This window comes from Hydrogenophaga electricum (assembly GCF_030160815.1).
GTDB classification, from domain to species: Bacteria; Pseudomonadota; Gammaproteobacteria; order Burkholderiales; family Burkholderiaceae_C; genus Hydrogenophaga; species Hydrogenophaga electricum.
In genome coordinates this window covers 129,615-152,818 of record NZ_BSPB01000005.1, presented here as the reverse complement: position 1 = coordinate 152,818, position 23,204 = coordinate 129,615, and the positions used below count along the sequence as shown (strand labels likewise).

31 protein-coding genes are annotated in these 23,204 nt (G+C 66.7%); 5 read left to right on the top strand and 26 right to left on the bottom strand.

Going from position 1 to position 23,204, the window contains the following annotated elements; all coding sequences use genetic code 11:
• Positions 1-21: 21 nt before the first annotated feature.
• The 4 genes from mdtD to QQK43_RS05475 all read right to left on the bottom strand — a co-directional run bounded on the left by mdtD (position 22) and on the right by QQK43_RS05475 (position 4,810).
• Complete coding sequence (gene mdtD, locus QQK43_RS05490; RefSeq protein ID WP_284306997.1) at positions 22-1,461, bottom strand: multidrug transporter subunit MdtD; 1,440 nt, start codon at positions 1,459-1,461, stop codon at positions 22-24.
• Positions 1,462-1,670: 209 nt separating this feature from the next.
• On the bottom strand, positions 1,671-2,786 hold the full coding sequence (locus QQK43_RS05485; RefSeq protein WP_284306996.1) for an acyl-CoA dehydrogenase family protein: 1,116 nt from the start codon (positions 2,784-2,786) through the stop codon (positions 1,671-1,673).
• Positions 2,787-2,878: 92 nt separating this feature from the next.
• Complete coding sequence (locus QQK43_RS05480; RefSeq protein WP_234267318.1) at positions 2,879-4,060, bottom strand: acyl-CoA dehydrogenase family protein; 1,182 nt, start codon at positions 4,058-4,060, stop codon at positions 2,879-2,881.
• A 78-nt stretch (positions 4,061-4,138) separates the two neighbouring features.
• A complete protein-coding gene (locus QQK43_RS05475; RefSeq protein ID WP_284306995.1) occupies positions 4,139-4,810 on the bottom strand; it encodes a YceH family protein in 672 nt (223 codons plus the stop codon).
• A 54-nt stretch (positions 4,811-4,864) separates the two neighbouring features.
• On the opposite strand from QQK43_RS05475, the gene purN reads away from it, so the two are divergent.
• Positions 4,865-5,446 (top strand): phosphoribosylglycinamide formyltransferase, encoded by a 582-nt coding sequence (gene purN / locus QQK43_RS05470; RefSeq protein WP_284306994.1) that lies wholly within the window; start codon positions 4,865-4,867, stop codon positions 5,444-5,446.
• 7 nt (positions 5,447-5,453) lie between these two features.
• Here the strand turns inward: purN and QQK43_RS05465 are convergent, their stop codons facing one another.
• On the bottom strand, positions 5,454-5,681 hold the full coding sequence (locus QQK43_RS05465; RefSeq protein WP_234267316.1) for a DUF3820 family protein: 228 nt from the start codon (positions 5,679-5,681) through the stop codon (positions 5,454-5,456).
• A 23-nt stretch (positions 5,682-5,704) separates the two neighbouring features.
• Complete coding sequence (locus QQK43_RS05460; RefSeq protein WP_284306993.1) at positions 5,705-7,324, bottom strand: peptide chain release factor 3; 1,620 nt, start codon at positions 7,322-7,324, stop codon at positions 5,705-5,707.
• 34 nt (positions 7,325-7,358) lie between these two features.
• Between QQK43_RS05460 and QQK43_RS05455 the strand changes: the two genes are divergently transcribed.
• A complete protein-coding gene (locus QQK43_RS05455) occupies positions 7,359-8,618 on the top strand; it encodes an RsmB/NOP family class I SAM-dependent RNA methyltransferase (protein ID WP_284306992.1) in 1,260 nt (419 codons plus the stop codon).
• Between the two features lie 164 nt (positions 8,619-8,782).
• Positions 8,783-10,006 carry a DesA family fatty acid desaturase gene (locus QQK43_RS05450; RefSeq protein WP_284306990.1) on the top strand — a complete coding sequence of 408 codons (1,224 nt, stop codon included), beginning with the start codon at positions 8,783-8,785 and terminating at the stop codon, positions 10,004-10,006.
• A 27-nt stretch (positions 10,007-10,033) separates the two neighbouring features.
• Here QQK43_RS05450 and QQK43_RS05445 read toward each other — a convergent pair whose 3' ends face one another.
• From QQK43_RS05445 to QQK43_RS05360, 18 genes are all read right to left on the bottom strand, one after another.
• Positions 10,034-11,011: a hypothetical protein gene (locus tag QQK43_RS05445; RefSeq protein WP_284306988.1), complete on the bottom strand. Its 978-nt coding sequence runs from the start codon at positions 11,009-11,011 to the stop codon at positions 10,034-10,036.
• A gap of 260 nt (positions 11,012-11,271) precedes the next feature.
• Positions 11,272-11,832: a hypothetical protein gene (locus QQK43_RS05440; protein ID WP_284306987.1), complete on the bottom strand. Its 561-nt coding sequence runs from the start codon at positions 11,830-11,832 to the stop codon at positions 11,272-11,274.
• The gene (locus tag QQK43_RS05435) at positions 11,829-12,758 is read right to left on the bottom strand and encodes a phage Gp37/Gp68 family protein (RefSeq protein WP_284306986.1); all 930 of its coding nucleotides are present in this window, start codon (positions 12,756-12,758) and stop codon (positions 11,829-11,831) included. The genes QQK43_RS05440 and QQK43_RS05435 overlap by 4 nt, the downstream gene beginning before the upstream one ends.
• Positions 12,751-13,140 carry a hypothetical protein gene (locus tag QQK43_RS05430; protein ID WP_284306985.1) on the bottom strand — a complete coding sequence of 130 codons (390 nt, stop codon included), beginning with the start codon at positions 13,138-13,140 and terminating at the stop codon, positions 12,751-12,753. Before QQK43_RS05430 ends, QQK43_RS05435 begins: the two co-directional genes overlap by 8 nt.
• A complete protein-coding gene (locus tag QQK43_RS05425; RefSeq protein WP_284306984.1) occupies positions 13,133-13,414 on the bottom strand; it encodes a hypothetical protein in 282 nt (93 codons plus the stop codon). The genes QQK43_RS05430 and QQK43_RS05425 overlap by 8 nt, the downstream gene beginning before the upstream one ends.
• Positions 13,411-13,710, bottom strand: coding sequence for a hypothetical protein (locus QQK43_RS05420; RefSeq protein WP_284306983.1), 300 nt, complete (start codon positions 13,708-13,710; stop codon positions 13,411-13,413). The genes QQK43_RS05425 and QQK43_RS05420 overlap by 4 nt, the downstream gene beginning before the upstream one ends.
• Positions 13,707-14,189 (bottom strand): hypothetical protein, encoded by a 483-nt coding sequence (locus tag QQK43_RS05415; RefSeq protein WP_284306982.1) that lies wholly within the window; start codon positions 14,187-14,189, stop codon positions 13,707-13,709. The genes QQK43_RS05420 and QQK43_RS05415 overlap by 4 nt, the downstream gene beginning before the upstream one ends.
• Complete coding sequence (locus QQK43_RS05410; RefSeq protein ID WP_284306981.1) at positions 14,186-14,533, bottom strand: DUF4406 domain-containing protein; 348 nt, start codon at positions 14,531-14,533, stop codon at positions 14,186-14,188. The genes QQK43_RS05415 and QQK43_RS05410 overlap by 4 nt, the downstream gene beginning before the upstream one ends.
• A 45-nt stretch (positions 14,534-14,578) precedes the next feature.
• Entirely contained in the window at positions 14,579-14,881 is a 303-nt protein-coding gene (locus QQK43_RS05405) for a hypothetical protein (RefSeq protein ID WP_284306980.1), read from the bottom strand.
• Positions 14,882-14,912: 31 nt separating this feature from the next.
• Positions 14,913-15,221 carry a hypothetical protein gene (locus QQK43_RS05400; protein WP_284306979.1) on the bottom strand — a complete coding sequence of 103 codons (309 nt, stop codon included), beginning with the start codon at positions 15,219-15,221 and terminating at the stop codon, positions 14,913-14,915.
• 12 nt (positions 15,222-15,233) lie between these two features.
• The gene (locus QQK43_RS05395) at positions 15,234-15,461 is read right to left on the bottom strand and encodes a hypothetical protein (protein WP_284306978.1); all 228 of its coding nucleotides are present in this window, start codon (positions 15,459-15,461) and stop codon (positions 15,234-15,236) included.
• Positions 15,458-15,625: a hypothetical protein gene (locus QQK43_RS05390; protein WP_284306977.1), complete on the bottom strand. Its 168-nt coding sequence runs from the start codon at positions 15,623-15,625 to the stop codon at positions 15,458-15,460. Before QQK43_RS05390 ends, QQK43_RS05395 begins: the two co-directional genes overlap by 4 nt.
• The gene (locus tag QQK43_RS05385; RefSeq protein ID WP_284306976.1) at positions 15,622-15,891 is read right to left on the bottom strand and encodes a hypothetical protein; all 270 of its coding nucleotides are present in this window, start codon (positions 15,889-15,891) and stop codon (positions 15,622-15,624) included. The genes QQK43_RS05390 and QQK43_RS05385 overlap by 4 nt, the downstream gene beginning before the upstream one ends.
• Before the next feature lie 50 nt (positions 15,892-15,941).
• The gene (locus tag QQK43_RS05380) at positions 15,942-18,812 is read right to left on the bottom strand and encodes a toprim domain-containing protein (protein WP_284306975.1); all 2,871 of its coding nucleotides are present in this window, start codon (positions 18,810-18,812) and stop codon (positions 15,942-15,944) included.
• Positions 18,793-19,134: a hypothetical protein gene (locus tag QQK43_RS05375; RefSeq protein ID WP_284306974.1), complete on the bottom strand. Its 342-nt coding sequence runs from the start codon at positions 19,132-19,134 to the stop codon at positions 18,793-18,795. Before QQK43_RS05375 ends, QQK43_RS05380 begins: the two co-directional genes overlap by 20 nt.
• Complete coding sequence (locus QQK43_RS05370) at positions 19,131-19,355, bottom strand: hypothetical protein (RefSeq protein WP_284306973.1); 225 nt, start codon at positions 19,353-19,355, stop codon at positions 19,131-19,133. Before QQK43_RS05370 ends, QQK43_RS05375 begins: the two co-directional genes overlap by 4 nt.
• A 9-nt stretch (positions 19,356-19,364) precedes the next feature.
• Positions 19,365-19,754: a hypothetical protein gene (locus QQK43_RS05365; protein ID WP_284306972.1), complete on the bottom strand. Its 390-nt coding sequence runs from the start codon at positions 19,752-19,754 to the stop codon at positions 19,365-19,367.
• Between the two features lie 49 nt (positions 19,755-19,803).
• The gene (locus QQK43_RS05360) at positions 19,804-20,070 is read right to left on the bottom strand and encodes a hypothetical protein (protein ID WP_284306971.1); all 267 of its coding nucleotides are present in this window, start codon (positions 20,068-20,070) and stop codon (positions 19,804-19,806) included.
• On the opposite strand from QQK43_RS05360, the gene QQK43_RS05355 reads away from it, so the two are divergent.
• Positions 20,069-20,644, top strand: a complete 576-nt coding sequence (locus tag QQK43_RS05355; RefSeq protein ID WP_284306970.1) for a hypothetical protein — start codon at positions 20,069-20,071, stop codon at positions 20,642-20,644. The two genes, QQK43_RS05360 and QQK43_RS05355, sit on opposite strands and share 2 nt — an antisense overlap.
• A gap of 277 nt (positions 20,645-20,921) precedes the next feature.
• On the opposite strand, the gene QQK43_RS05350 is transcribed toward QQK43_RS05355, so the two are convergent.
• Together QQK43_RS05350 and QQK43_RS05345 are read right to left on the bottom strand one after the other, a co-directional pair.
• Entirely contained in the window at positions 20,922-21,377 is a 456-nt protein-coding gene (locus tag QQK43_RS05350; RefSeq protein WP_284306969.1) for a hypothetical protein, read from the bottom strand.
• 9 nt (positions 21,378-21,386) lie between these two features.
• The gene (locus tag QQK43_RS05345) at positions 21,387-21,875 is read right to left on the bottom strand and encodes a WYL domain-containing protein (RefSeq protein WP_284306968.1); all 489 of its coding nucleotides are present in this window, start codon (positions 21,873-21,875) and stop codon (positions 21,387-21,389) included.
• A gap of 169 nt (positions 21,876-22,044) precedes the next feature.
• On the opposite strand from QQK43_RS05345, the gene QQK43_RS05340 reads away from it, so the two are divergent.
• The gene (locus QQK43_RS05340; RefSeq protein WP_284306967.1) at positions 22,045-23,202 is read left to right on the top strand and encodes a phage tail sheath subtilisin-like domain-containing protein; all 1,158 of its coding nucleotides are present in this window, start codon (positions 22,045-22,047) and stop codon (positions 23,200-23,202) included.
• Positions 23,203-23,204: the final 2 nt, after the last annotated feature.

The following is a 23,204-nucleotide window of genomic DNA, read 5'->3' as shown; positions in this document are numbered from 1 at the left end:
GCTCGGCCGCCGTGAGTCGGTTCAGTGCTCCGCGCGCGATTCGCCGGCACGGCGGTCGTCGTCGGGGCGGGGCGGCTCGGGCTGCAATTGCCAGAAGATGCCGGCCGACAGCATGGTGACGGCACCGATGGCGCCCAGCGCTGCGCGGAACGCGGGCAGGGCGTCCGGGCCCGCGGCGCTGGCGGAAACGCCCAGCCAAGGTCCGAAAGCGGCCAGCAGCGTGGCGGCCACGCTCACGCCCATGCCCATGCCGAGCATTTGCACCATCGACAGCATGCTGTTGCCGCCGCTGGCGTGGGCCGGGTCCAGATCCTTGAGCGTGACGGTGTTCATGGCCGTGAACTGCATCGAATTGACCGCGCCGAACATCGCCATCTGCAACACGCGCAGCCACAGCGGCTGGTCGGGCGTCATGAGTGCGAAGCCCGCGATCATGGCCCCCAGGGCCAGCGTGTTGCCGATCAGAACGCGGCGGTAGCCCCAGCGGCCGATGATGGACGTGACCAGGCGCTTCATGCCCAGCCCGGCGAGTGCCACCGGCAGCATCAGCATGCCGGCCTGGGCCGGGCTGTAGCCCATGGCCAGTTGCATCAGCAAGGGAATCAGGTAAGGCATGGCACCGGAACCGATGCGCGCGAACAGGTTGCCCAGCAGCCCGACCCGGAAGCTCTGCAGCGAAAACAGCCGGGGCGTGAACAGGGGGGCGGGCACGCGCGCGGCGTGCAGCCAGTAGGCGGTGAGGGCGGCCAGCCCCAGCAGGAGCAGCAACAGCACCAGCAGGTGTTTCATGCCCAGGCCACCCAGTCCGTCCAGGGCCAGCGAGAGGGCCAGCATGGCCACCACCAGCATCGTGTAGCCACCCGCGTCGAACGCGGGCGGCCGTTCCGAGCGACCACCCGGCATGTAGCGCAGGGTGGCCAGTGCGCCGAGCACGCCCACAGGCAGGTTGATGAGGAAGATCCAGTGCCAGGACGCGGCTTCCACCAGCCAGCCGCCGAGCGTGGGACCGACCAGCGGACCGATCAGGCCCGGCATGGCGACGAAGCTCATGGCTTCCAGAAACTGCTCGCGCGGGTAGGCGCGCAGCACCGCCAGGCGGCCCACCGGCAGCAGCAGGGCGCCGCCCAGGCCCTGCAGCACGCGCGCGACCACCAGCCAGTGCAGGCTGGGCGAGGCGGCGCAGGCGGCCGAGCCCAGGGTGAACAGCACGATGGCGGTGAAGAACACGCGCTGGGTGCCGAAGCGGTCGGCCACCCAGCCCGAGGCCGGGATGACCACCGCCATGGTGAGCGCGTACGAGACGATCACCGCCTGCATCTCCAGCGGGCTTTCGCCGAGGCTGCGCGCCATGGCGGGAAGGGCGGTGTTGACGATGGTGGCGTCCAGCGTCTGCATGAAAAAACCCACCGCGACCAGCCACAGCAGTTGGCGGGACGAGGCGGGCGATACGGCGGAATTCATGGCGCGGATGATAGGTGGGCTGCCGCTGCCCCGAAGAGAGCAGGGTGAAAGTGGCGCAGGAGCCCATCTCCCTGTTCGGCGCCAAGTGTCTGCGTCACCAGGGCGACGAGGGTCCGGCTTCGCCGGCCCCAGGTGCCGTCCCCCTGCCCAGCGCCGCGTTGCGGCGCGCCAGAGCGGGGGAAAGCCGCGTCAGCGGCGCAGGGGGGTGTTCAGGAAAACACCCCGGCCGTGTCCTCCATGCGCGCCGACACCTCGCCCAGGTGGTGCAGGGTGTCGCCGAAGGTCATTTCCAGTTGGGTGAGCTTCTTGAAGTAGTGGCTGACGATGTACTCGTCGGTCACGCCGATGCCGCCGTGCAGTTGCACCGCCTGCTGGCCCACGTAGCGCATGCTCTGGCCCAGTTGCACCTTGGCGCGCGAGAGCGCGCGGCGGCGCTCGTCGGCCGGGGCATTGAGCTTGAGGCTGGCGTAATAGCTCATCGAACGGGCCAGTTCGAGCTGCATCTTCATGTCGGCGATACGGTGGCGCAAGGCCTGGAAGCTGCCGATGACCACGCCGAACTGCTTGCGCGTATTCAGGTATTCCGCCGTCACCGCGATGGTCTTGTCCATCACGCCCACGGCTTCGGCACAGATGGCGGCGATACCGATGTCCACCGCGTGCTCCAGCGCCGGCAGGCCGTCGGAGGTCACCAGGGTGGCGGGCGCGTTCTGCAGCGTCACCTCGGCCGCGCGACCGCCGTCCTGCGTGCCGTAGCCTTGTGTGCTCACGCCGCTGGCGCTGCGCTCGACCAGAAAGAGAGCGATCTGCCCGTTGACCGTGGCCGGCACCAGCCAGGCATCGGCCTGATCACCGGCGGGCACCACGCTCTTGGTGCCGTTGACCGTCCAGCCACTGCCGGTCTGGGTGGCCGTGGTCTTGCAGACGTCGAGCCGGTACCGCGCCCCACGCTCCTGCTGCGCCAGCACCACCAGGGCCTCGCCCGCCGCGATCTTCGGCAGCCAGGCGGCCTTCACCTCGGTGCCGCCGTAAGCGCCGATCACGCCGCCGGTGATCAGGGTCTGCGCCAGCGGCTCCAGCACGATGCCGCGGCCCAGCTCTTCCATCACCACCATGCCCTCGACCGGGCCCATGCCCAGGCCGCCGTCGTCTTCGCCGATGTACAGGCCACCCAGACCGAGTTCGGCCAGTTCGTTGTACGCCGCGCGGTCAAAACCGCCCGCCTTGACGATGCCACGGCGGCGCTCGAAATCGTAGCCCTTGTCGACCCATTTGCGCACCGCGTCGCGCAGCTGTTCCTGGTCGTCGGAAAAATTGAAGTCCATTTGAATCTCCAGAAATTTGAGCCCCCACGCTCACCCCGGGTTCGCTGCCCCCCAAGGGGGCGCGATTTTCCCAGGGGCGGCCCGGCGGAAAATCATCCCAGCACCGTCTGCGCGACGATGTTGCGCTGCACTTCGTTGGAGCCGCCGTAGATGGTGGTCTTGCGCATGTTGAAGTAGGTCGACGCCAGCGGCGCATTGGCCACCACGCCACCCGGGAAGTTGCCCTGCCAGCCGGCTTCCATGGCTTCTTCGATGAAGGGCAGGCTGAACGGGCCGGCGGCCAGCATCATCAGCTCGGCGTAGCGCTGCTGGATTTCGCTGCCCTTGATCTTGAGCAGGCCGGCAATGTCCAGCGGGTTTTTGCCCGATTTTTCGGCCGAGAGCACGCGCAGCACGAGCATTTCCAGCGCCACGATGTCGACTTCGAGCAGCGCGATCTGATCGCGGAACCGCGCGTCGTCCCAGACGCCCTCGGCCTTGGCGATGCGCTTGAGGCGCTCCAGCTCGCGCTTGGCGCGGTTGACGTCGGCGATGTTGGTGCGCTCGTGGCTGAGCAGGTGCTTGGCGTAGGTCCAGCCCTTGTTTTCCTCGCCGATCAGGTTTTCGGCCGGTACCTTGACGTTGTCGAAGAAGACTTCGTTGACCTCGCACTCCCCGTCGAGCAGCTTGATCGGCCGCACCGTCACGCCGGGTGACTTCATGTCGATCAGCAGAAAGCTGATGCCGGTCTGCGGCTTGCCTTCGGTGCTGGTGCGCACCAGGCAGAAGATCCACTCGCCGTACTGGCCCAGCGTGGTCCAGGTCTTCTGGCCGTTGACGAGGTAGTGGTCGCCCTGGCGTTCGGCGCGCGTCTTGACCGAGGCCAGGTCCGAACCCGAGCCCGGTTCACTGTAGCCCTGGCTCCACCACACTTCACCGCTGGCGATGCCGGGCAGAAAACGCTGGTGCTGTTCGGCATTGCCAAAGGCCATGATCACCGGGGCCACCATCACCGGCCCGAAAGGCACGATGCGCGGCGCGCCGGCCAGGGCGCATTCCTCTTCGAACAGGTGTTTCTGCACGGCGGTCCAGCCGGGGCCGCCGAATTCCTTGGGCCATCCATAACCCAGCCAGCCCTTGCTGCCCAGGATCTTGGCCCAGCGCTGCATGTCGTCGCGTGAGAGGCGCAGGGCGTTGTGGACCTTGTGGGCAATGTCCGCAGGCAGGTTGGCTTTGACCCAACTGCGAATCTGATCGCGGAATGCCAGTTCTTCCGGCGTGAATGCCAAATCCATGCTTGTCTCCGTGGTCGGGTGATCGACAGCCGCCGGCGGTGGCGGCCCGATCCGCGGAGTTTCGCACGGCCGTTCGTTTTAGGGCTGTCCGGGCTGCGACATGCCCAGTTGTTCGCGCAGATCGGCCAGTTGGGCCTGGAGGGTGGCAACGGTGTTCTCCAGGGTGGTCACGCGCTCGGCCAGCGCGGTATCGCCGGCTGGGGCGCTGCTCGCTGCCGGCGATGAGAGGTCCACCGGGCCGCACAGCAAGTGCGCCCAGCGTTGTTCGCGGGCGCCTGGCGCGCGGGGCAGCTTGACCACCAGCGGCCCGCCTTTTTCCTCGGCACGTTCCTGCAGTTCGTCGAGGAAGGCGTCGACGGAGGCGATGTCCAGGAACCTGTACCAGCGGTCGGCGTTGGTGCGCAACTCGCCCGCCGTCTGCGGGCCGCGCAGCATCAGCAAACCCAGCAGCACGGCCGACTGTTCGGGCACGCCCACGGCCCGCTGGAAGTTGTGTTCATAGCGCGGCACGCGGTTGCCGCTGGATTCGATCACCAGGCTGAGGTCGCGCAGGCCGTCGATGGCGTCGGTGATCTCGGCTTCGCCGAGATTCATCACCGGCTCGCGCGACGATTTCTGGTTGCAGCCGCTTTGCAGGCTGTTGAGCGACAGCGGGTAGCTGTCGGGCACGGTGCGGGCTTTCTCCATCAGGGTGGCCAGCACGCGGGCTTCGGCGGGGGAAAGGGGGCGGGTGCGGAAGTCGAGGGTCATGGGCGGGTCGCTACACTTGGCGGCCCCGACTGGCGGGTGGCTGCAATCAGGGCCGTGGACAAAAACATCGTCATTCTCATCTCTGGCAGCGGCTCCAACATGGCCGCCATCGTCAATGCGTCGCTCAAAGGGCGCTGGGCCGAGCGCCATGGCGCCCGCGTGGCGGCTGTCGTCAGCAACAGGTCGGATGCAGCCGGCCTGGCGATGGCCCGCGAGCACCGGATCCCCACCGCCGCGCTGGACCACAAGACCTTCGATTCGCGCGAGGCCTTCGACGCGGCGCTGATGGCCGAGATCGACCGCCACCACCCGGCGCTGGTGGTGCTGGCGGGTTTCATGCGCATTCTCACGCCCGGTTTTGTCCAGCATTACGCGGGGCGGCTGGTCAACATCCACCCCAGCCTGCTGCCGGCCTTTCCGGGCCTGCACACCCATCGGCGCGCCATCGAAGCCGGCTGCCGCTTTGCGGGTTGCACGGTGCACCGCGTGACGGCCGAGCTGGACCACGGCGAATACCTCGACCAGGCCGTGGTGCCCGTGTTGCCGGGCGACACGCCCGAGGCGCTGGCCGCCCGCGTGCTGGCGCAGGAGCACCAGATCTATCCGAAAGTGGTCGAGCGCCTGATCGCTGCCTGAACCGGCCTCAGCCGGGCGGGCGGTGGCGCGCCCGCAGTGGCGCGAGCAGCTCGCCCAGGCCGTTGTGGTCGATTTCGTGCATCAGCGCGATGAGGCGTCCCAGGTCGCCGCGGGGGAAACCCTCGCGAGCAAACCAGTTCAGGTAGTTGCCGGGCAGGTCGGCAATGGCGCGGCCCTGGTACTTACCGTAGGGCATCTTCACGCTGAACAGGCGCTCCAGGTCTTCAGGGCGCATGCCGGGCGCGCCTGCCGCTGCCATCAGACGCCCTTGTGGAACACCAGGCCCGCGTGCTCGCGCATCGCGTGGAATTTGATCTTCGGCCAATTGCCTTCGACCGCACGCAGCGTGGCCATGTGGTCCAGCAGCACCGTGGGCGCATCCACCGCGTCCAGCGCCACGCGGTGGGCATTGGCGTCCATGAAGCGTTTGAGTTCCTGTTCGCCGCCGTCCTCGGGCGCGCAGGTCACCCAGCGCGCCACGTTGTAGCTGCTGCCCGTGATGCGGGCCTTGACGCCGTATTCGTGCTCCAGCCGGTGCGCCACCACCTCGAACTGCAGCTGCCCGACGGCGCCCAGCAGCAGCACCGTGCCGGCGATGGGACGGAACACCTGGATCGCGCCTTCTTCGCCCAGCTGGGTCAGGCCGGCACGCAGCTGCTTGGTCTTGAGCGGATCGGCCACTTCCACGCTGCGGATGATTTCCGGCGCGAAGAAGGGCAGGCCGGTGAACTGCAGCGCTTCGCCCTCGGTGAGGGTGTCGCCCAGTTGCAGCACGCCGTGGTTGGGAATGCCGATGATGTCGCCGGCAAAGGCCTCGTCCAGCAGTTCGCGGCGCTGGCTCAGGAAGCTCACCACGGTGTTGGGCCGCAATTCCTTGCCGCTGCGCACCACCTTCAGGCGCATGCCGCGCTCGAAGTGGCCGCTGGCGCAGCGCACGAAGGCGATGCGGTCGCGGTGCGCCGGATCCATGTTGGCCTGGATCTTGAAGACCACGCCACTGAACTTGGGTTCGGTCGGCTCGACCACGCGCTGGATCGCCGCCTTGGCGCCGGGCTGCGGCGCCAGGTCCACCAGGGCGTCCAGCACCTCGCGCACGCCGAAGTTGTTGACGGCGGAACCGAACAGCATGGGCGTTTGCTGGCCGTTGAGGAAGGCTTCTTTGTCGAAAGCGGGGGAAGCGCCTTCCACCAGTTCGAGTTCGTCCTTGGCGGGGCCCCACTCCATGCCGAAACGTTGCGCGCTCTCGGGGTTGTCCAGGCCGGCCAGCACTTCTTCGTCACCGCCGCGGCGGTCTTCACCGGCGGCGAACACGCGCATCTGGTTCTCGCGGCGGTCGTACACGCCGCGGAAGGTCTTGCCCATGCCGACCGGCCAGGTGAAGGGCACCACGGTCATGCCCAGTTCGCGCTCGATTTCGTCCATCAGGTCCAGCGGGGCCTTGACCTCGCGGTCCATCTTGTTGACGAAGGTGAGGATGGGTGTGTTGCGCGCGCGGCAGACCTGCAGCAGGCGCCGGGTCTGCGGCTCCACGCCGTTGCCGGCGTCGATCACCATCAGGGCCGCGTCCACGGCGGTGAGCACGCGGTAGGTGTCTTCCGAGAAGTCCTGGTGGCCGGGGGTGTCCAGCAGGTTGATGACGCAGTCGCGGTACTCCATCTGCATCACCGACGAGGCGACCGAAATGCCGCGCTGCTTTTCGATCTCCATCCAGTCGGACGTGGCGTGGCGCGCGGCCTTGCGCGCCTTGACCGAGCCGGCAATGTTGATGGCACCCGAGAACAGCAGCAGCTTCTCGGTCAGGGTGGTCTTGCCCGCGTCGGGGTGGGAAATGATGGCGAAGGTGCGGCGGCGGCGCACCTGTTGGGCGATGTCGGACATAGCCTTCGATTATCCCCGGTGGGACAATGTCAGGATGCACCCGAAAGCCCTGCTGGACGAAAGCGCCAGCCTCATTGAAAAAGTCTTCAAATTCGACCACCCGGCCGACGCCGTGGTGTCGCGCCATTTCCGCGAGAACAAGGCCCTGGGTCCGCGCGAGCGGGCCACCTTGTCCGACACCGTGTACGCCGTGCTGCGCGAGCGGCTGAAATTCGAAGGGCTGGCGCGCTCCGGGAGCGGCTCCAAATGGCGGCGCCTGGCCATTCTGGGCTTTCCGGGCGATCGCGACTTCCTCAAAAGCGCACTCAACGATGCCGAAAAAAGCTGGCTCGATGCCTGCGCCAAGGCCGGTGATGCCGACCTGCTGGCGCCGCATCGCCACAACCTGCCCGAATGGCTGGCCGCCGTGCTGCGCGACCAGGTGGGTGATGAGTTCGACGCGCTCGCGGCCAGCCTGCTGTTGCCCGCACCGCTGGATCTGCGCGTCAATGCCCTGAAGAAGAAACGCGAGGCCGTGCTGGCCGAGCTGCGCGCAGCCGGGCTGGTGGCGGAGCCGACGCCCTATGCGCCGCTGGGCATCCGCTTGCAGGGCAAGCCATCCCTGCACAAGCTGCCGGCCTTCACCAGCGGTGAGGTCGAGGTGCAGGACGAGGGTTCGCAACTGCTGGCTTTGCTGCTGGACGCCAAGCGCGGCGAGATGGTGGCCGATTTCTGTGCCGGAGCCGGTGGCAAAACCCTGGCCATTGGCGCCGCCATGAAAAACACCGGCCGGCTCTACGCCTTCGACACCTCCGCGCACCGGCTCGACGCCATCAAGCCGCGGCTGGCGCGCAGCGGCCTGTCCAATGTGCACCCGGTGGCCATTGCCCATGAACGCGACGAGCGCATCAAACGCCTGGCCGGCAAGATCGACCGGGTGCTGGTCGATGCCCCCTGTTCCGGCCTGGGCACGCTGCGCCGCAGCCCGGACCTCAAGTGGCGCCAGACGCCGGACACCATTGCTGCCCAGGCAGAGCTGCAACAGCGCATCCTGGCCAGCGCGGCCCGTTTGCTCAAGCCGGGCGGGCGTCTGGTGTATGCCACTTGCAGCCTGCTGCCGCAGGAAAACGAGGCGGTGGCCGAGGCGTTCGACCAGGCGCATCCCGACTTTGTGGCGCAGCCGGTGGCCGCGCTGCTGCCGGGGGCGGACGCCGGTCGGCTGTGCCAGGGCGTCGATGGCCGTTTTCTGCGCCTGTGGCCCCACCGGCATGCGACGGACGGTTTTTTTGCCGCCGTCTGGCAGCGCAAGCCCTGAGGCGGCACTTTTCGGGAACTGGCGGGTCTTACCCGTGTTTTCCACCGGCTGGCCCGATTTGGTTCCCAGTGGTACCGTCGGTAAAATCGGTGATTTTCCGGTCGCGCAGACCGCCGCTGCCGGGTTGTCCCCTCGCCGTCGTTGGGCGAACTGCTAGGAACTGAATGAATACCTCCGATACCGTTGTTTCCACCCTGTGGGACGGCGTGGTCCACTTTCTGGATCAGGGTCTGACCGGTGCAAGCTGGTGGCAGGTTGTGCTGGTGACCCTGGTGCTCACGCACATCACGATTGCCAGCGTCACCATCTACCTGCACCGCCATTCGGCGCACCGGGCGCTGGACCTGCACCCGGTGGCGGCGCACTTTTTCCGTTTCTGGCTCTGGCTGACCACCGGCATGGTGACCAAGGAGTGGACGGCCATCCACCGCAAGCACCACGCCAAGTGCGAGCGCGAGGACGACCCGCACAGCCCGCAGGTGTTCGGTATCAAGAAAGTGATGTGGGAGGGCGCCGAGCTCTACCGCGCCGAAGCCAAGAATGCCGAGACGCTGAGTCGGTTTGGTCACGGGACGCCCGATGACTGGATCGAACGCCACCTGTACTCCCGCTTCCCGGTGCTGGGTGTGAGCCTGATGCTCATCCTGGACGTGGCGCTGTTCGGGGCGGTGGGCCTGACGGTCTGGGCCGTCCAGATGTTCTGGATTCCGTTCTGGGCAGCGGGGATCATCAACGGCATCGGTCACTACTGGGGTTATCGCAATTTCGAAGCGACCGATGCCAGTACCAACGTGTTTCCCTGGGGCCTGGTGGTGGGTGGCGAAGAGCTGCACAACAACCACCACACCTATCCCACCTCGGCCAAGTTCTCGGTCAAGCCCTACGAATTCGATATCGGCTGGGTCTATATCCGGGCGCTGGGGCTGCTCGGGTTGGCCAATCCCAAGAAGGTGCCGCCCAAGATGGCATACGGCGATGTGAAGCCGGTGGCGGATGAAAAGACGCTGGAGGCCATCATCGCCAACCGCTATGAGGTCATGGCCGGTTTCGCCGTCGAGTTGCGTGCTGCCTGCCAGCGCGAGCTGGAAGGCCTCAAGGCCCGCAGTGCCGACACGGGCGTGATGAAGTCGGCGCGGCGCTGGTTGCACCGTGACGACGACAAGGTCCCCGCCGAGGTGCGTCCGCAACTGGCCCAGGTCCGTGCCGAGCATCCGGTGCTCGACAAGATGGTGACCATGCGCGAAGAGCTGCGTGCCCTCTGGACGGGCACCCATGCCACGCGCGAACAGATGGCGGCCGACCTGCAGGCCTGGTGCCGTCGCGCCGAAGAAAGTGGCATCGCGGCGCTGCGGGACTTCTCCGTGCGCCTGCGTTCGGCGCACGCCTGATCCGGGCGCGTTGTCGCGATCCTGTCGTCACCACGCCTCTTCGGGCACGGTGACTGCCGGGCACGGCGTGACCGAGGTGCTCGCGGGTGCCTGTCTGGCAAACCAGGGCAGGCGCGGGCGCGGGTCGCCGTGGTCGAAGCTGACCGGGTGCATCAGCATGTAGGTCAGCCATCCGTGGGCCCCATGCCGGGAAGCCCGGTCGAAGTAGCGCATGGCCTCCGTGTCGTAGACGCCTGCCGCATCCCAGGCATCGACCTGGGTGTGAAACTGGGTGATCAGGTCGCGCTCGAAGGGGAACAGGCAGCTTTCCAGGATCTGCGGCAGATCGCGCTGGTAATACAGGGCATGGCCGGGGAAAGCCGCTGCGATGTAGAGGCTGGTGAGCCGCTCCAGCACAAAGGGCAGGGCGCCGGCCCGGTGCGTGGACAGGCCGTAGTAAGGCAGTGGGTTGCCATACAGGTAATCGTGCAGTTCGCTGCCCAGTTCGCGGGGGCTCAGGCGCATGATCGGCAGCACCAGTTCCGACATGAACCGGCCCCAGAAACGTGGCGTGCCGAACCAGTAGCTGCTCATGCACAGGTTGCGGTTGTGCTGGCGCCCTGGCGCGGTGGCATTGATCGGGATTCGCGCCGCGTCCAACACCTGCTGGGTGCGGGCCGTGAAGTCCGGCCCGTGAATGATGTGGGCACGCTCGAAACTGTTGAAATGCAGGTACTGCCACTGGGGCCAGGGGTGGACACCGTAGACCTCGTAGCCCGGATGGGCGGTGATCCACTGGCGCACCTGGAGGCCATTCAACCGGGTTTTGGCCTGGAACCGGCTGGACACCGCCCCGAGCAGGTCGTGGGACTGGGGGACGCCCGCCTCCATCAGGGCTTCGAAGATCTGGAACTCGCGGCACTCCGGCCGGGGGTTGTGGCGAAAATCCAGGGCCTTGAAGCCCGGCATGAGGTGGGCCAGCTGGGTGTCGGTCAGGCAGTTCTGCAGCAGTTGTATGTTTTTCATCGGAGCGCGGCGGCGGTGAGGCGGCTGCAGATCATCCGCCTTCGCCCAGTGGCAAAAGGTGCGTCACTGTGTGGCAAAAGCGAAGTGTTCGCAATAGGCGAAATGGCCTATGGCGCGACCCCGGTGCTGACGCCCGTGCATGAAAAAACCCCTGGCTCTGACGAGACAGGGGTTTCAAGATGGTGCCGGAAAGAGGAACGGTTTTCATAGGTATTTCAAGGGTCTTCTTTCAGGATGCCATTTTTGATGCCACGAAGTGATCATTCACCAATCCCCGGCGCCCACACATACCCCTTGCGCAGCGCTTCCCGGCGGATGTCTACGGCCTTGGCCATCTGGTTCGGGCTGCTGGCCTTGAGCACGTCTTCGTAGATGTCGATCGCGGCGAGCAGCTGCTCGCGCTCGGGGCCTGCCAGGCCCCAGGCGCCTACACGCACGCGGCGCTGGCGCACCTGGTACATGGCGGCCTTGGCGGCCAGCAGGGGCGGCAACGCGGGGTTGTCGTCGTCGGGCTGGATCTGCAGGGCGCGGATGTGGGCCATGTCGATCGCGTGCGAAACGAGGTCGGCGGCGCGGGTGTCGTCGGGCTTGACGCGGTGGGCGAGCAGGTCGTCCAGCGCGGTGCGCACCATGATGGCCGCGGCCACGGCGTTGCTGCCGGTGGGCGCGGTAAGCCCGGGGATGACGGGGTCATCGTCAAAGGGGCGGCTGCGCTCGATGGCGGTGATCCACGCGAGGTTGGCGTCCGACACCGGGTGCGCGGCCTGGTGGCGCGCGCGGGCGGCGCGCTTGCGGGCGTAGGGGGTGGTTTTGCGGGTCATTCGGGCCTCCCGTTGTGTTCCACGCCGTCGAGCAGGCGGCCGGCGGCTTTTTTGCCGACTCGGGCGACCTGCTGGCCGTCTTCGAATCCATGCCACTTTGGGTTCTTGGAAAACGGAGCCGCGCCCTCCAGCACCAGCACGCGGCCGGTGATGCTGCGGCCTTCCTTCGCCGGTAGCCACCCGCCCCACTGTTTGAACATGAACGGCACGCGAGCTGCCTGGCACTGGTCGCGCAGGGAGCGCACCCAGTCGGGGTGCAAGGGGCGGGCGCCTGGGCCGCTCTCTCCGCCGACGATCACCCAGTCCAGCAGATCGACAAGATGTGTCCTGTACTCACCTTCAAGGGCGCGAAACGGATAGAAGCCGAACTTTGAAGTCAGAAACTCCCCCGTCAGATCCACCGGCCCCAGCAGCGGCTCCATCGACAGAAACCGCTTCGCGGCCGGCACCGCCAGCAGCTTTGTGATGTCGCGGTCCGCCTCCGGCTGGTTGCACACCGTGATCCCCAGCCACACACACCCTTCGCCGATCAGGTCGAACGCCAGGCTGTCGCGCTGCAGGTAGGGGCCGACGTTGCCGATGCGCTTGGTCAACACCAGGTGGATCAGGTTCGGCGTCTGGGCCATGCCCTCGAAGGCGTCCATGCGCCAAGCGTCCGGTGCGTCCTTGTCGAACATGTCGGAAACCGAGTTGTGGAACACCACCAGCTTCCGGCCCAGGCGCTGCGCTTTGCGGTCCAGCGCCTTCAGGGTTTCCAGCGCGCCCTCGAAGCGCTGCAGCGGCACGCCAGGGCCCCACTTCTGGCCCCAGAACGGCGCGGCGATGCGCTTGGCGTAGCAGGCGTCGCAGCCGGGCGAGATCTGGGTGCAACCCACCCACCAATTCACGGTGGCGTCGCACCATTCGATGTTGGTGTGCTCAGCCATGGGCCACCCCTTCCTGCTTTGTGGCCATAGCGATGGCCGCGAACACCTGGTCACGGATGGGCTTTGGCAGGTAGCTTCCGGTGCCGTAGGGGCGCGAACCGAGCTTTGCAGCCACCAGCTGCAGGGCCCTCAGGAGTTCGCCGCGCTGTTTCAACGCCGCGTTGTAGCGAAGCGCCAGTTCCTTGATCGGCAGGTTGTTTTCGAGGTTTTCGGTGCTGATGCCATCGCAGGCGTTCCAGCAGGCTTCGAGCCGTCTGGCGTTGGCCCAGTCAATGGCACCACCGGAACCGACGACGGCCACCGTCTGGCCTTGTTGGTCGCGCAGTTCCGGGAGGGCGTAGACGGTGAATCGGGCAATGCGGCCCATCGTGTGCTCAGCCATGGCGGGCACCTCCCTGGCGGCCGTTGGGCCACGGGGCCCAGCCGGTGACCTTGCCGGTCACGAGGGCGTCGTTTTCGCGGCGCCAGAGGTCGCCGTCCCAGTAGCCCGAAGCGACGGGCAGCGGGGAGCCGTCTTCCTCGCGCTCCACCAGCACCAGCTCGAAGGCGTCGGGCATGGTGGTAGGGGTCGGGTTGATCCAGCTCAGCATTTCGAGGGCGGTGGTCTCTGCCAGCAGCTTGTTGCTGCGGTCGATGATTTCGGCGGTGGTGTTCATGCTGACTCCCCCTTCAGGTAGATGTTCGGCGTCCACACCCCACCGATCCATTTCCCGTGCTCCTGCAGGGTGGCCCTGTCGTGGGAACCTGGGGCGTGGTGGTGCAGCGGTGGTGGCATGGCGGTCAGCCACCGACGGATGATTTCGGTGCCGACCTTGCCGACCAGTTCGCAGGCCTCTTTGTTGCACCACGGTTCCGGGTTGGCCTGGGCGATGTGCCAGAGCTGCGCGATGTACTCGTCGGTGTAGCCGTCCAGGCCTTGGGTGTCGATTTCGAAGGTGATGGTGGTCTTCATTTCGCGCCACCCTTCTTCTTGGCCTTTTCCTTCAGAGACTTGACCTTGTCTTCCTGGGCGCTCTTCTTGGCCCATTGCATGGCTTCGGACCAGGCGTCTTCATAGGTGTGGCCGTACACCCAGGCGGTGTGGTAGTGCCCCCAGCTGTAGCTGCAGTTCATCGTTTCTGGCTGGTAGAAGCTCTTCACCGGTGTGGCGACTTTCAGGACCACACCCAGCAGGTCGCGCTTCATGATCTGGTAGGCCAGTTCCTCCGCGTCGCCATCCTCCTCTGGGTCGTTGCTGCGGAACAGCGAGAACAACTCCCCGATGGATCCGCTGGTGCTCTTGTGGTGGTAGGCGTCGTCGAGGAAGTCGTCGAGCGGTTCGGGCAGATGCCGGCCATCGAATGAGCCGGAGCCGACAAGGGCGGCAAGGTCTGCCGTCTTCTCCACGCGCAGCGTCAGGCCTTCTGCCTGTTGAAAGCGTTCGTTGTTCATGCCGCAACCCCTTCCGTCACACCCAGCACCTGCAGGCTCTCGGGCCGGTCCACGTAGACCACGGCCAGTTCCAGCCGGTGGGCGATGTGCAGTTCCAGATGGGCGCCCTTGCTGCGCTCCCAGCCGGGCATGAGGGCGATGGCGTCGCAGTCGCAAAGCGCCTTGATGTCGGCGCGCATGCAGCCGGCCCAGCTCATGCTGGTGTCGGGGTTGATGTCGGCGGGGTTGACGACGTCCAGGCCCATGCGGCGCAGCTGGTCGGCGGCGGCATGGAAGGCGGGGAAGTTGAGGTCAGGAAGGCCCGTCATGGGGCCGCTGAGGTAGACGCGGGTTGCGGATGGCATGGTTTGCTCCTGTGGGTTGGTGGTGGTGAGAAAAAACGGAATCGGTCAGTCCAGATCCCCGGCCGCCGCGCGCTTGCGGTCGAACAGGTCGGGCTGCTGGGTGGGGTGGGCAGGCGGGCGCCAGTAGGCGGTTCTGTCGGGGCCGCTGGCGGGATCGAAGCCGATGAACACCGGGCGCTGCTGCTGGCACTGGCGGCGGGCGGCTGTGGCTTCGATGGCCACCAGGCGGCTGCGCATGGCGTCGCGCATCACGTCTTCGAACTCGGCGGGCCAGTGGGCCAGGGCACGGCGGGTGCGCATGGCCTCCCAGGCTGTGCGCAGTTCTTCGGCGGTGGGCGGCGTTGTCATGGCGGTGGCCTCCGGTGCGGTGGGTGGGCGTTCAGGCCGCGGCGGCCGCGCGGGTGCGGTGGCCCAGTTGCCAGGCGGCCATGTCCATGTGCCGGGCGTCGGGGCCGCAGGCACCGCCAGCGGCGCGGGCCGTGCTGCAGGCAGGGCGCTGGCCGTGGACGGCACCCACGCGGCTGCAGTGGCACACGAGTTCGGGGCCCGGCTGCTCGCCGGCCGAGTGCATGCACAGGGCGCAGGCGCGCAGGGTGGGCACCTGGCGCACGGCGCGGGTGATGGCGATGGCGGTGGTTTTGCCGTGCTGGCGCGCGGTGGTGCAGACGGCGTGGCGCTGGGTGGTCATGGCGGCGGCCTTTCAGCGTTGGGTGATGGCGTAGACCAGCCCGCCGATGAAGCCGCCGGCAGAGGCCAGGGCAAACGCGCAGGTGGTGAACACGGCGGCGCGCATGAGCCAGGCGCGCCAGGGCTGGCGGGGTGCGCGGTGGTGTTCGATGGCGCCGGGCGCAAAGCGCAGGGGCGCGGTGCAGCGGGCAGCGCAGTCGGGGCCGTTGGTGCAGCGGCCAGAGGCGTCACAGCAGTTCATGCGGCCACCTCGTGCGCCCGGATGCCCACGCGGGCCGATTCGCCGAAGGCCGCCGCGGCGCGGTCGAGCGCGTCGGTGATGGCGTCGATGGCGCTGGCGAACAGGCCGTCGTATTCCAGCGGCTCGCTACCGGCGTGGCTGATGGTGATGTGCAGGGTCTTCACGCCGCACCGCCTTCCTGGCCACCCTGGGGCAGTTTGCTGATGACGTAGGCCTGCACCTGGGCGGGGATGTAGCGCTTGAGGCCGCCGATGACGGCGGGGGCGGGGAAGCCCTTGTCTGCCTTGATGGCGGCGAGCTTCGTGGTGCCGCAGTTGAAATAGGCGAGCAGTTCGGCCGTGCCCCAGAGCCGCTCGGCGACGACGGCTTCGCCGCGCGGGGGCGCGGTTTTGCGGGCTGGGGTGGCCTGCTGGTGGGTGGGGGTGGTCATGGTGGTGGGCCTCCTGTGGTGGTGGTGCGGGTGATCGGGGTGGGGGGTGGTCAGGCGCTGCGGGTGGCGGCCTTGGGGTCTTTGAAGACCCAGCAGTGCACGGTGCGGGGAACGGCTTTGCCGTCGGGGCCGGGGCGGGTGGCGATGGCGCTGGCGTAGCTTTTGACGGCCAGGAACGGGCGCGTTTTGCTGTTGCGCAGCACCTTCTTGAGCTCGGGCAGCGCGGGCACCTGCTGGCGGTGCTGGCTGGCCATTTCGAGGTACTCATTGAGGTTGACGGCGATCTCGCCAACGCGGCCGGAGTGGTTGAGCCGCGGTGTGTAGAGCTGCCCTTTGAGGGTGCTGGTGGGGATGCCGTCGAGGTAGTCGAAGGTTTCCCAGAACAGGGCTACGGTGGGGTGGTCGCCGCTGATGGTCAGTTGACGGTCGCGCGTCATGCCCAGCAGGGCGGCGCGGGTGGCTTCGAGCTGCTTGTCGTTGAGCCGCACCACGCGGCCCAGGGCGTGCAGCAGGGCGAGCATCTGGCCGTGGTTGAAGGCCAGCCGGTCGTTGTGCACGCCGTCGTGGCCTTCCAGCCAGGCGGCTTCGGGCTCGGTGTGGTCGAAAACGGTTTTGAGGATTTCGCGCTCGCGCTTGAGCGCTTCAAGAATGAAGCCGCTGAGCTGCTGGCCCGGGGCGCGCTTGATCCACTGGCCGTCTTCTTTGTTGGCTGCGGTCTTGTGGCTGCCGTCGAAGTAGATGTGGCAGATGCGTTCCTTCATCGCCTGGCTGGCGTCGATGGGGGCGTTCTGCGCGATGACCAGCGATGCGCGAAAGGGCGGGTCGTAGGTTTCATTCCCCCCGGTCTTGACGCCCATGGTGCGGATGGGGTTGCCGTTGTAGGCGTCCTTGAATTCGTCCCAGTCGAAGGCGCGCACGTGGGGGCCTTTTTCCGCCGAGTCGGCGCGGTCGCTTTCGATCAGGACGATGGGGAGGTTGCTGACCTGCGAGAACGTGCGCTGGCGGCCTGCCGGGCTCGATTTGTTGGGGTCGAACCCTTCGTAGCCGTCGCGGCCCAGCAGCTTCCACAGGAAGGTGATCAGGGTGGACTTGCCGGCGTTGGGCGCGCCCACGATTTCGAGGAAGGGGTAGCTCTTGTGCTCGGCGCGGATCTGTTCGGCGAACAGGCTGCCGAGCCAGTAGCTGAGCGCGACGATGCCGCGCGGGCCGTAGGCCGACCAGAGGCGGTTTAGCCACGCGCGCTCTTGCGTGGCGCGGTCGGTGTTGATGTCGATCTTGATCGAGCGCTGCAGCGTTTTCAGGCTGGTGCGGCCCACCTCGAAGTAGTCGTCTTCGTTGGCCTCCAGCACATGGCCCTGGTGTACGGCCAGGTCGCCCAGCAAGTAGGTCTTGTGCTTCGGGCTGTAGCCGACGAAGTCGACCGTCTGCACCACTTTGGGCGCGTCCAGCTGGCGCTGCATGATGCGTTCGAGCTGGGCGGCGTTGCCGGTGTACATGGCGCCGGGGGCCATGTGCAGCAGCTGCTTTTTGAATTCGCTGGCGGCCACCAGCTGGCCGGCGGTGAAGGTGCCCTTCACGTCGGCGTCATCGCGCGGGAAGCTGACGCGGAAGTAGTACCAGGCCTCCTGCGTGACTTCGTTGGCCTGGTAGTACAACAGCTGCGGGTTGCAGTTGCAGATGGGGGAGAGGGTGTGGCTTTCGAGGACCGCAGCTTCTCGCACGGCCGCTTTGTCCATCTCGGGGCGCTTGCCGTCCTTGATCTCTTGTTCGATCGTGTTGGACACCTTGACGAAGTGCTCAATGTCCAACTTGAACCAGTACCAGCGCTGGTCGAACACGAAGTCGAACGTGTTGCGCCCGGTGTGGTTGTAGATCAGCAGGGCCTTGTCTTTGGCCGTGGCGGCGATGAGAAGGGCGCCCTGGTAGCGGTATTCCGCGATGTCCTTTTCTTCGAGCTTGCCTTTGAGGTGCAGGTCGTTCCAGTCGACCTTGCTACGCCCGTATTGGGGGATGGTGGCGGCTTCGCATGCCCAGCCATCTTCGCGGGCGCGGGCCACGTGCTTGAGGGTGTAGGCGCGGCCGGCCTTGTCGCCATCCAGCGCCCACACCAGGCGCGGTTCGGGGACCATGCTGCCCTGGCGCTTGATGTGGGCGCGCAGCGCGGCGAGTTCGTGTTCGGGGTAGTTGTTGCAGCTGAGCAGTGCTGCGGCGGCAATGCCGTGCTGGGTGAGCGCAATGTCGTCAAAGATGCCTTCCACCAGCCACAGTTCGGCCGGTGGCTTGGGGGCATCGGCCGGGGTGTCTGGCGTGGGCGCGTTGAAGTGGATGCTGGGCAGCGTCCACCAGTGGCCCGCGTAGCTGCCGCCGGTTTTGAAGTTGGCCTTCTTGCTGCCAAACCGGTGCGGCTTGTCGATGATGCGTTCCCACCACGTGCCGGCGACGGTGAAGCGCACCGTGGCCGATGCGGCGCCCCGCCCGTCGTCGGCCCTGGCGTCGTAGTAGTGCTCTTGGGTGTACAGGCCCGCCAGCCGGCCGATGTCGAACCCGCGGCTGAGCTTGAGGTAGGCGTCAGCCGCGGCGTGCGGGTTGCGCTCGGCTTCGGGCTTGGTGTCTTCGACCTTCTGGAATCGGTCTGTCCAGCTGTCGAAATAGTCGGGGTAGAGCTCTTTGGCGGGGAACTCGGCACCGCATTTGGCCGCGCGCTCGCACTTGACCACCCAGGGGGATTCGGCGTAGGTCCACAGGCTCTTTTTCCTGCAGCGCGGGCACACGCCCTTTTGCAGGAATTTGCCCCCGTTGTGCTTGGAGGGCTGCATGCCGTAGTCGGTCTTGAGCGCTTCGGCGATGTCTCGCAGCAGGGATGCGGTGGCGTCGCTGTCGGAGCCGCCGGAGCGCCGGCGGTCAGTGGAGGTTGCTGTCATGGGGCGGTGGAAAGATCGGGCCGACCACGGCGGTCATGGTCTGGAGCACGTAGTCGATGGAGAGGTGGCGCACCTGGTCGCGCTGGCGCAGTACCAGCAGGTGGGAGGTGCAGGCGTCCACGTCGATGGAATGGGGCGAGCGCAGCAGCTCAGCCACCAGCCGGGCCAACGCCGCGTGGAAGGCGTGGGTGGCCTGCTCGGTGGGCACGCCGTCGGCCACCAGTTGGGCCACGATGGCGTCGCCGTCGATGTCGGTCTTGCCGGGCCAGCCAGCCGCGCGAAACGCGGCCATGGCGGCTTCGGTGTGGGGTGGGGTGGTCATGGGGCCACCTGCTCGCCGGCGTCGGTCAACACCACGCGGCCGGGGTACCAGTGGCGCCCATGCAGAGGGCGAGCCTCGGCAGCGTCGGCCACTTTGAGCAGCATGGCCGCCATCTCGCGCAGTTGCGCAGGCGTGCGCTCTGCGTCGACGAAGGGGCCGCCGTCAAGCACTGCCAGCGGTTTGTGGTCCCAGGTGCGGGTGTAGGTCACTTTGATGGCCATGGCTCCCCCTCACCGGTCGAGGCTGGCCATGAGGGCCTGCACTTGGGCGAGAACGGCGGCCTTGTGGGCGTCGTCGGCGCGGTGGGCACTCGCCAAAACGTACCGTTCGACGAGGTAGTGGATGGGCCGCAGATCGTCGAATTCGGCGATGTAGGCCTCCAGCGTGTCGACGCTGAGTCGGCGCAGCCCGCTGCCCTCAAGCTGGCGCGATAGGTTGCCGGCCGGCACACCAACCTCGGCTGCCACACGGCTCAGACCATGCTGATAGACACCGGTGGAAACCACGTCACGCAGGCTGGTGTGGCGCCGGGATAGACCGGGCTCGATCACCAGGCTGACGGCCATTTGCGCGGCCGCCTGGGGCGCTGCGGCGCCAGTGATAACGGGTGACAAATTCATTTTTCACTCCTTGTCACTGCGGCCCAAAAAAATAGGCCGCATGAACAGATCACGCGGCCTGCACGGCCTTGAGCTCGGGGAACAGGCGGGGCCAGTTGGTGGGGTCGAGGTCGGCGCTCGATCGCAGAGTGCGGCCCTTGGCCAGCGCGATTTGGGTGATGCGGTGCGATGGGATGCCCTGGCTTTTCCAGGTGCTGACGATCTGGGGGGTGATCGGCTTGTTGTGCGGGTCGGCCGAGATCAGCCGGGCGACGGCTGAGGCACCGCCCAGCGCGTCGATCAGCTGGGCCGGTGTGGGTTGGGTGGTGGTTTTCATGTGGTCGCCTGTAAAAAAACTTTCAGGCGAAGCCTACCACGCTTGTAAACAAACTTTCAATAGTCTTCACGCTTTGTTGGTGAAGACCGTTGTAAATTTCCTTTCAATGGATGCCAGTGAAATGACCTACGGAGAACGCCTTGCCTCAGCGATGGCCGAGTGCGGGTTTGAGGTCGAGGGCGGCCAGAGCAAGCTGGCCCGCGCGATCGGAAACAACAGCCAGTCGATCAACCAGGCGATCAACAACGGCTCCAACCTGCGCGCCGTCTACCACGTGCGCGCCTGCATCCGGTTGGGCATTCGCCCGCTGTGGCTGAGCGAGGGGCGGGGCCTGCGTTATGACCCTGCAGGGCCCCGCGCAGCGTTCCCCGGCGCAGAGGCGCCATGGGGTATTCCTGATGCCTGGCGCCAGGGCCTGGAGGCAGAGCAGGGCTCGAACCACAGGACAGGCGAGCACCAGCACGCCGACTTGTCACTGCCCGAGCAGATCGTGATCAACGCGATGCGTGGGGACGATCGGGTGCGTGGGGTGCTGCAAACCATCGTCGAGCTGGCCGCAGCGGGCCGCAGCTGAGCCGCGCGGGGGCCTTTGCACCGCCCTGGTGCAGTCCGGCCCCTACTACCCCCACCCATGCCTGACCCGTCCCGAGCGCCGCGGTCGGCCCCCCGCCGCGCCCGGGCGCTCTTGGGGTCGGAATTACGCGGTTTGGGGGGTGTTCGCGCGGGCTGGATGGGGCCGTGGGCGCGGTTTTTCAGGCATGCCGGGGGGTAGGTCGCCCCTTGCGATTCCGCGCGTTGTCATGCGTGCGGGTTTGGGGGCGCATCCCCACGCCTGGGGGGAGGAAACGGCCTCAATCAGCCACCAAGGGCAGGCGGAGAACCCTAGTGCGCATGGGGATGTGTGGATCGGCGTCTTCGCCCAGGCATACGCTGGCGCAGGCCAGTTTCGGAACGGTCAGTGTGGAGCCGTCTGGGGTGACTTCGAATGTGCAGGTGTGACCCTGGGCGCCGAATGCGCCGGGGATGGTCTTTGGGGAGCCTGCGACCTTGAGCAGCAGGGAGACGCGGCGGGCCTCGGGCGGGGCGAATGATCGGTTGTCTTCGGTCCCGGCGTTCTCAAGGTCGGACCAGTAGCGCTGCAGTCCGGGGCAAGCCTTGAGCACCTTCGGCCAGGCCGGCTGGATGACTTCTGCGACCTCGGGTGGCATGGGTTCGCGGAGCGCTGTGTCTGGAGGCGGCGGCGGTCTGTCTGTGCAGGCGGCGATGCTCGTTGCAGCGATGAGCGGGAGGATGCGGATGGATGCCATGGACGGACCTTACAGGACGATCTCGCCGGTTTCGGTGTCGATCAGCTGAACGATGCGGTCAACGCGGAATGTGCGCTGTTGGCGGGCGTTGTGGCAGTAGGCTTCTAGGCACTGACCGTGCCGGCGGCTTGCCACGCCGTTGAGCTTGATCGTTCGTTCGGACACTTCGCCGTTGGCGTCGGAGTAGGTGAGCTGATAGAGCCTCCCGTACTCAAGATCGACATGCCGGTGGGCGGGCTGCGCCGTCTTGGCTTGTCTGGTGCGTTTTGCAAGTGCCGGTGGCTGATTGTTTGACGTGCGTGCGGGGGATGCTGGCGATGCTGCCCGCTTCACCATCTTCCTTTCTTCCGGCTGAACGCGATCAGTACGGTGGAAGGTAAAGGGTTCTGGCTTGGTGGGCGGTTGACTTCCCGAGCCTGGAGGGTGGCGCTTTTTGATCCAGCGCCAGAACAGCCAGAACAGTGCCATCGCGATCACTGCACGCATCAGGTCTTGCATTCCCACCCCGCCAGCTTTTGAAAATGAACTTTCATTTTGTCACGCCCGGGGCGCTTGGCAATGGCGGGATTGCCAAGGGGGGGCGATGGACCACGCGCGAGGGGCGGCGGACACTGCTTTGCATCGTGCGCTGATGTGCGCGCATCACCCCCACCGGAGCAGTTCCACCATGGCCCTTGACGCTTTCCACCACGGCACGCGAGTCGTTGAACTCGAAGGGGGCGTGCGCCCCATCCAGACCATTCAGACCGGCGTGATCGGGCTGGTGGCGACGGCTGAGGATGCCGACGCTGCGACCTTTCCGCTCAACCGCCCGGTGTTGTGCGCGGGTGATGCCGCCATGATCGACAAGGCCGGCGAGACCGGCACGCTGGCGCGGGCACTGTCGGCCATCTTTGAGCAGACGCGGCCGATGATCGTGATCGTGCGTGTGGGTACCGCTGGCGAAGGCTCGCCGACCCAGGATGAACTGGTGGTCGGCGGCTACACCGACGGCATGGCCACCGGTATCAAGGCGCTGGGCGCGGCCAAGGCGCAGCTGGGCGTTCAGCCGCGCGTGCTGGGTGCGCCCGGGCTGGACACGCAGGTGGTGACCACGGCCATGGTTTCGCTGGCCGAGCAGAGCCGGTCGATGGTGTACGCCCGGGCGGTGGGCTCGACCAAGGAAGCCGCGGCCACCTACCGCGAGAATTTCGGCTCGCGTGAGCTGTGCCTGCACTGGCCCGACTTCAAGAACGGGGCGAACACGGTGGAGGCTGGCGCCGTGGCGCTGGGCCTACGCGCGAAGATCGACAACGTGACCGGCTGGCACAAAACGCTGTCGAACGTGCCGGTCAACGGTGTGACCGGCATCAGCAAAGACGTGTCGTGGTTGCAGCAGAGCATGGAGACCGACGCGGGCTACCTCAACAACCACGAAATCACCGCGCTGATTCGGCAGGAGGGCTTTCGCTTTTGGGGCAACCGCACCTGCAGCGATGACCCGCTGTTCGCGTTTGAGAGTTTCGCGCGGACCGCGCACATCCTGGCCGACACCATGGCCGAAGCGCATTTCTGGGCCAACGACAAGGTGATGAGCCCGGGCCTGGTGAAAGACATCATCGAGGGCGTGAACGCCAAGATGCGCGAGTGGGTGCAGTACGGCTACCTGATCGGCGGGAGCGCCTGGTATGACCCGGACGTGAACACGGCGGCAACGCTGTCTTCGGGCCGCATCGCCATCGACTACGACTACACGCCGACGCCGCCGCTGGAAGACCTGATGTTCCGGCAGCGCATCACCGACCGGTACTGGATGGACTTCAACAGCGCCATCCTGAACGCCTGAAC

Coding starts and splice junctions, on each gene's coding strand:
- mdtD (WP_284306997.1), bottom strand. CDS start 1,461: ATGAATTCCGCCGTATCGCCCGCCTCGTCCCGCCAACTGCTGTGGCTG.
- QQK43_RS05485 (WP_284306996.1), bottom strand. CDS start 2,786: ATGGACTTCAATTTTTCCGACGACCAGGAACAGCTGCGCGACGCGGTG.
- QQK43_RS05480 (WP_234267318.1), bottom strand. CDS start 4,060: ATGGATTTGGCATTCACGCCGGAAGAACTGGCATTCCGCGATCAGATT.
- QQK43_RS05475 (WP_284306995.1), bottom strand. CDS start 4,810: ATGACCCTCGACTTCCGCACCCGCCCCCTTTCCCCCGCCGAAGCCCGC.
- QQK43_RS05465 (WP_234267316.1), bottom strand. CDS start 5,681: ATGCGCCCTGAAGACCTGGAGCGCCTGTTCAGCGTGAAGATGCCCTAC.
- QQK43_RS05460 (WP_284306993.1), bottom strand. CDS start 7,324: ATGTCCGACATCGCCCAACAGGTGCGCCGCCGCCGCACCTTCGCCATC.
- QQK43_RS05455 (WP_284306992.1), top strand. CDS start 7,359: ATGCACCCGAAAGCCCTGCTGGACGAAAGCGCCAGCCTCATTGAAAAA.
- QQK43_RS05450 (WP_284306990.1), top strand. CDS start 8,783: ATGAATACCTCCGATACCGTTGTTTCCACCCTGTGGGACGGCGTGGTC.
- QQK43_RS05445 (WP_284306988.1), bottom strand. CDS start 11,011: ATGAAAAACATACAACTGCTGCAGAACTGCCTGACCGACACCCAGCTG.
- QQK43_RS05440 (WP_284306987.1), bottom strand. CDS start 11,832: ATGACCCGCAAAACCACCCCCTACGCCCGCAAGCGCGCCGCCCGCGCG.
- QQK43_RS05435 (WP_284306986.1), bottom strand. CDS start 12,758: ATGGCTGAGCACACCAACATCGAATGGTGCGACGCCACCGTGAATTGG.
- QQK43_RS05430 (WP_284306985.1), bottom strand. CDS start 13,140: ATGGCTGAGCACACGATGGGCCGCATTGCCCGATTCACCGTCTACGCC.
- QQK43_RS05425 (WP_284306984.1), bottom strand. CDS start 13,414: ATGAACACCACCGCCGAAATCATCGACCGCAGCAACAAGCTGCTGGCA.
- QQK43_RS05420 (WP_284306983.1), bottom strand. CDS start 13,710: ATGAAGACCACCATCACCTTCGAAATCGACACCCAAGGCCTGGACGGC.
- QQK43_RS05415 (WP_284306982.1), bottom strand. CDS start 14,189: ATGAACAACGAACGCTTTCAACAGGCAGAAGGCCTGACGCTGCGCGTG.
- QQK43_RS05410 (WP_284306981.1), bottom strand. CDS start 14,533: ATGCCATCCGCAACCCGCGTCTACCTCAGCGGCCCCATGACGGGCCTT.
- QQK43_RS05405 (WP_284306980.1), bottom strand. CDS start 14,881: ATGACAACGCCGCCCACCGCCGAAGAACTGCGCACAGCCTGGGAGGCC.
- QQK43_RS05400 (WP_284306979.1), bottom strand. CDS start 15,221: ATGACCACCCAGCGCCACGCCGTCTGCACCACCGCGCGCCAGCACGGC.
- QQK43_RS05395 (WP_284306978.1), bottom strand. CDS start 15,461: ATGAACTGCTGTGACGCCTCTGGCCGCTGCACCAACGGCCCCGACTGC.
- QQK43_RS05385 (WP_284306976.1), bottom strand. CDS start 15,891: ATGACCACCCCCACCCACCAGCAGGCCACCCCAGCCCGCAAAACCGCG.
- QQK43_RS05380 (WP_284306975.1), bottom strand. CDS start 18,812: ATGACAGCAACCTCCACTGACCGCCGGCGCTCCGGCGGCTCCGACAGC.
- QQK43_RS05375 (WP_284306974.1), bottom strand. CDS start 19,134: ATGACCACCCCACCCCACACCGAAGCCGCCATGGCCGCGTTTCGCGCG.
- QQK43_RS05370 (WP_284306973.1), bottom strand. CDS start 19,355: ATGGCCATCAAAGTGACCTACACCCGCACCTGGGACCACAAACCGCTG.
- QQK43_RS05365 (WP_284306972.1), bottom strand. CDS start 19,754: ATGAATTTGTCACCCGTTATCACTGGCGCCGCAGCGCCCCAGGCGGCC.
- QQK43_RS05355 (WP_284306970.1), top strand. CDS start 20,069: ATGTGGTCGCCTGTAAAAAAACTTTCAGGCGAAGCCTACCACGCTTGT.
- QQK43_RS05360 (WP_284306971.1), bottom strand. CDS start 20,070: ATGAAAACCACCACCCAACCCACACCGGCCCAGCTGATCGACGCGCTG.
- QQK43_RS05350 (WP_284306969.1), bottom strand. CDS start 21,377: ATGGCATCCATCCGCATCCTCCCGCTCATCGCTGCAACGAGCATCGCC.
- QQK43_RS05345 (WP_284306968.1), bottom strand. CDS start 21,875: ATGCAAGACCTGATGCGTGCAGTGATCGCGATGGCACTGTTCTGGCTG.
- QQK43_RS05340 (WP_284306967.1), top strand. CDS start 22,045: ATGGCCCTTGACGCTTTCCACCACGGCACGCGAGTCGTTGAACTCGAA.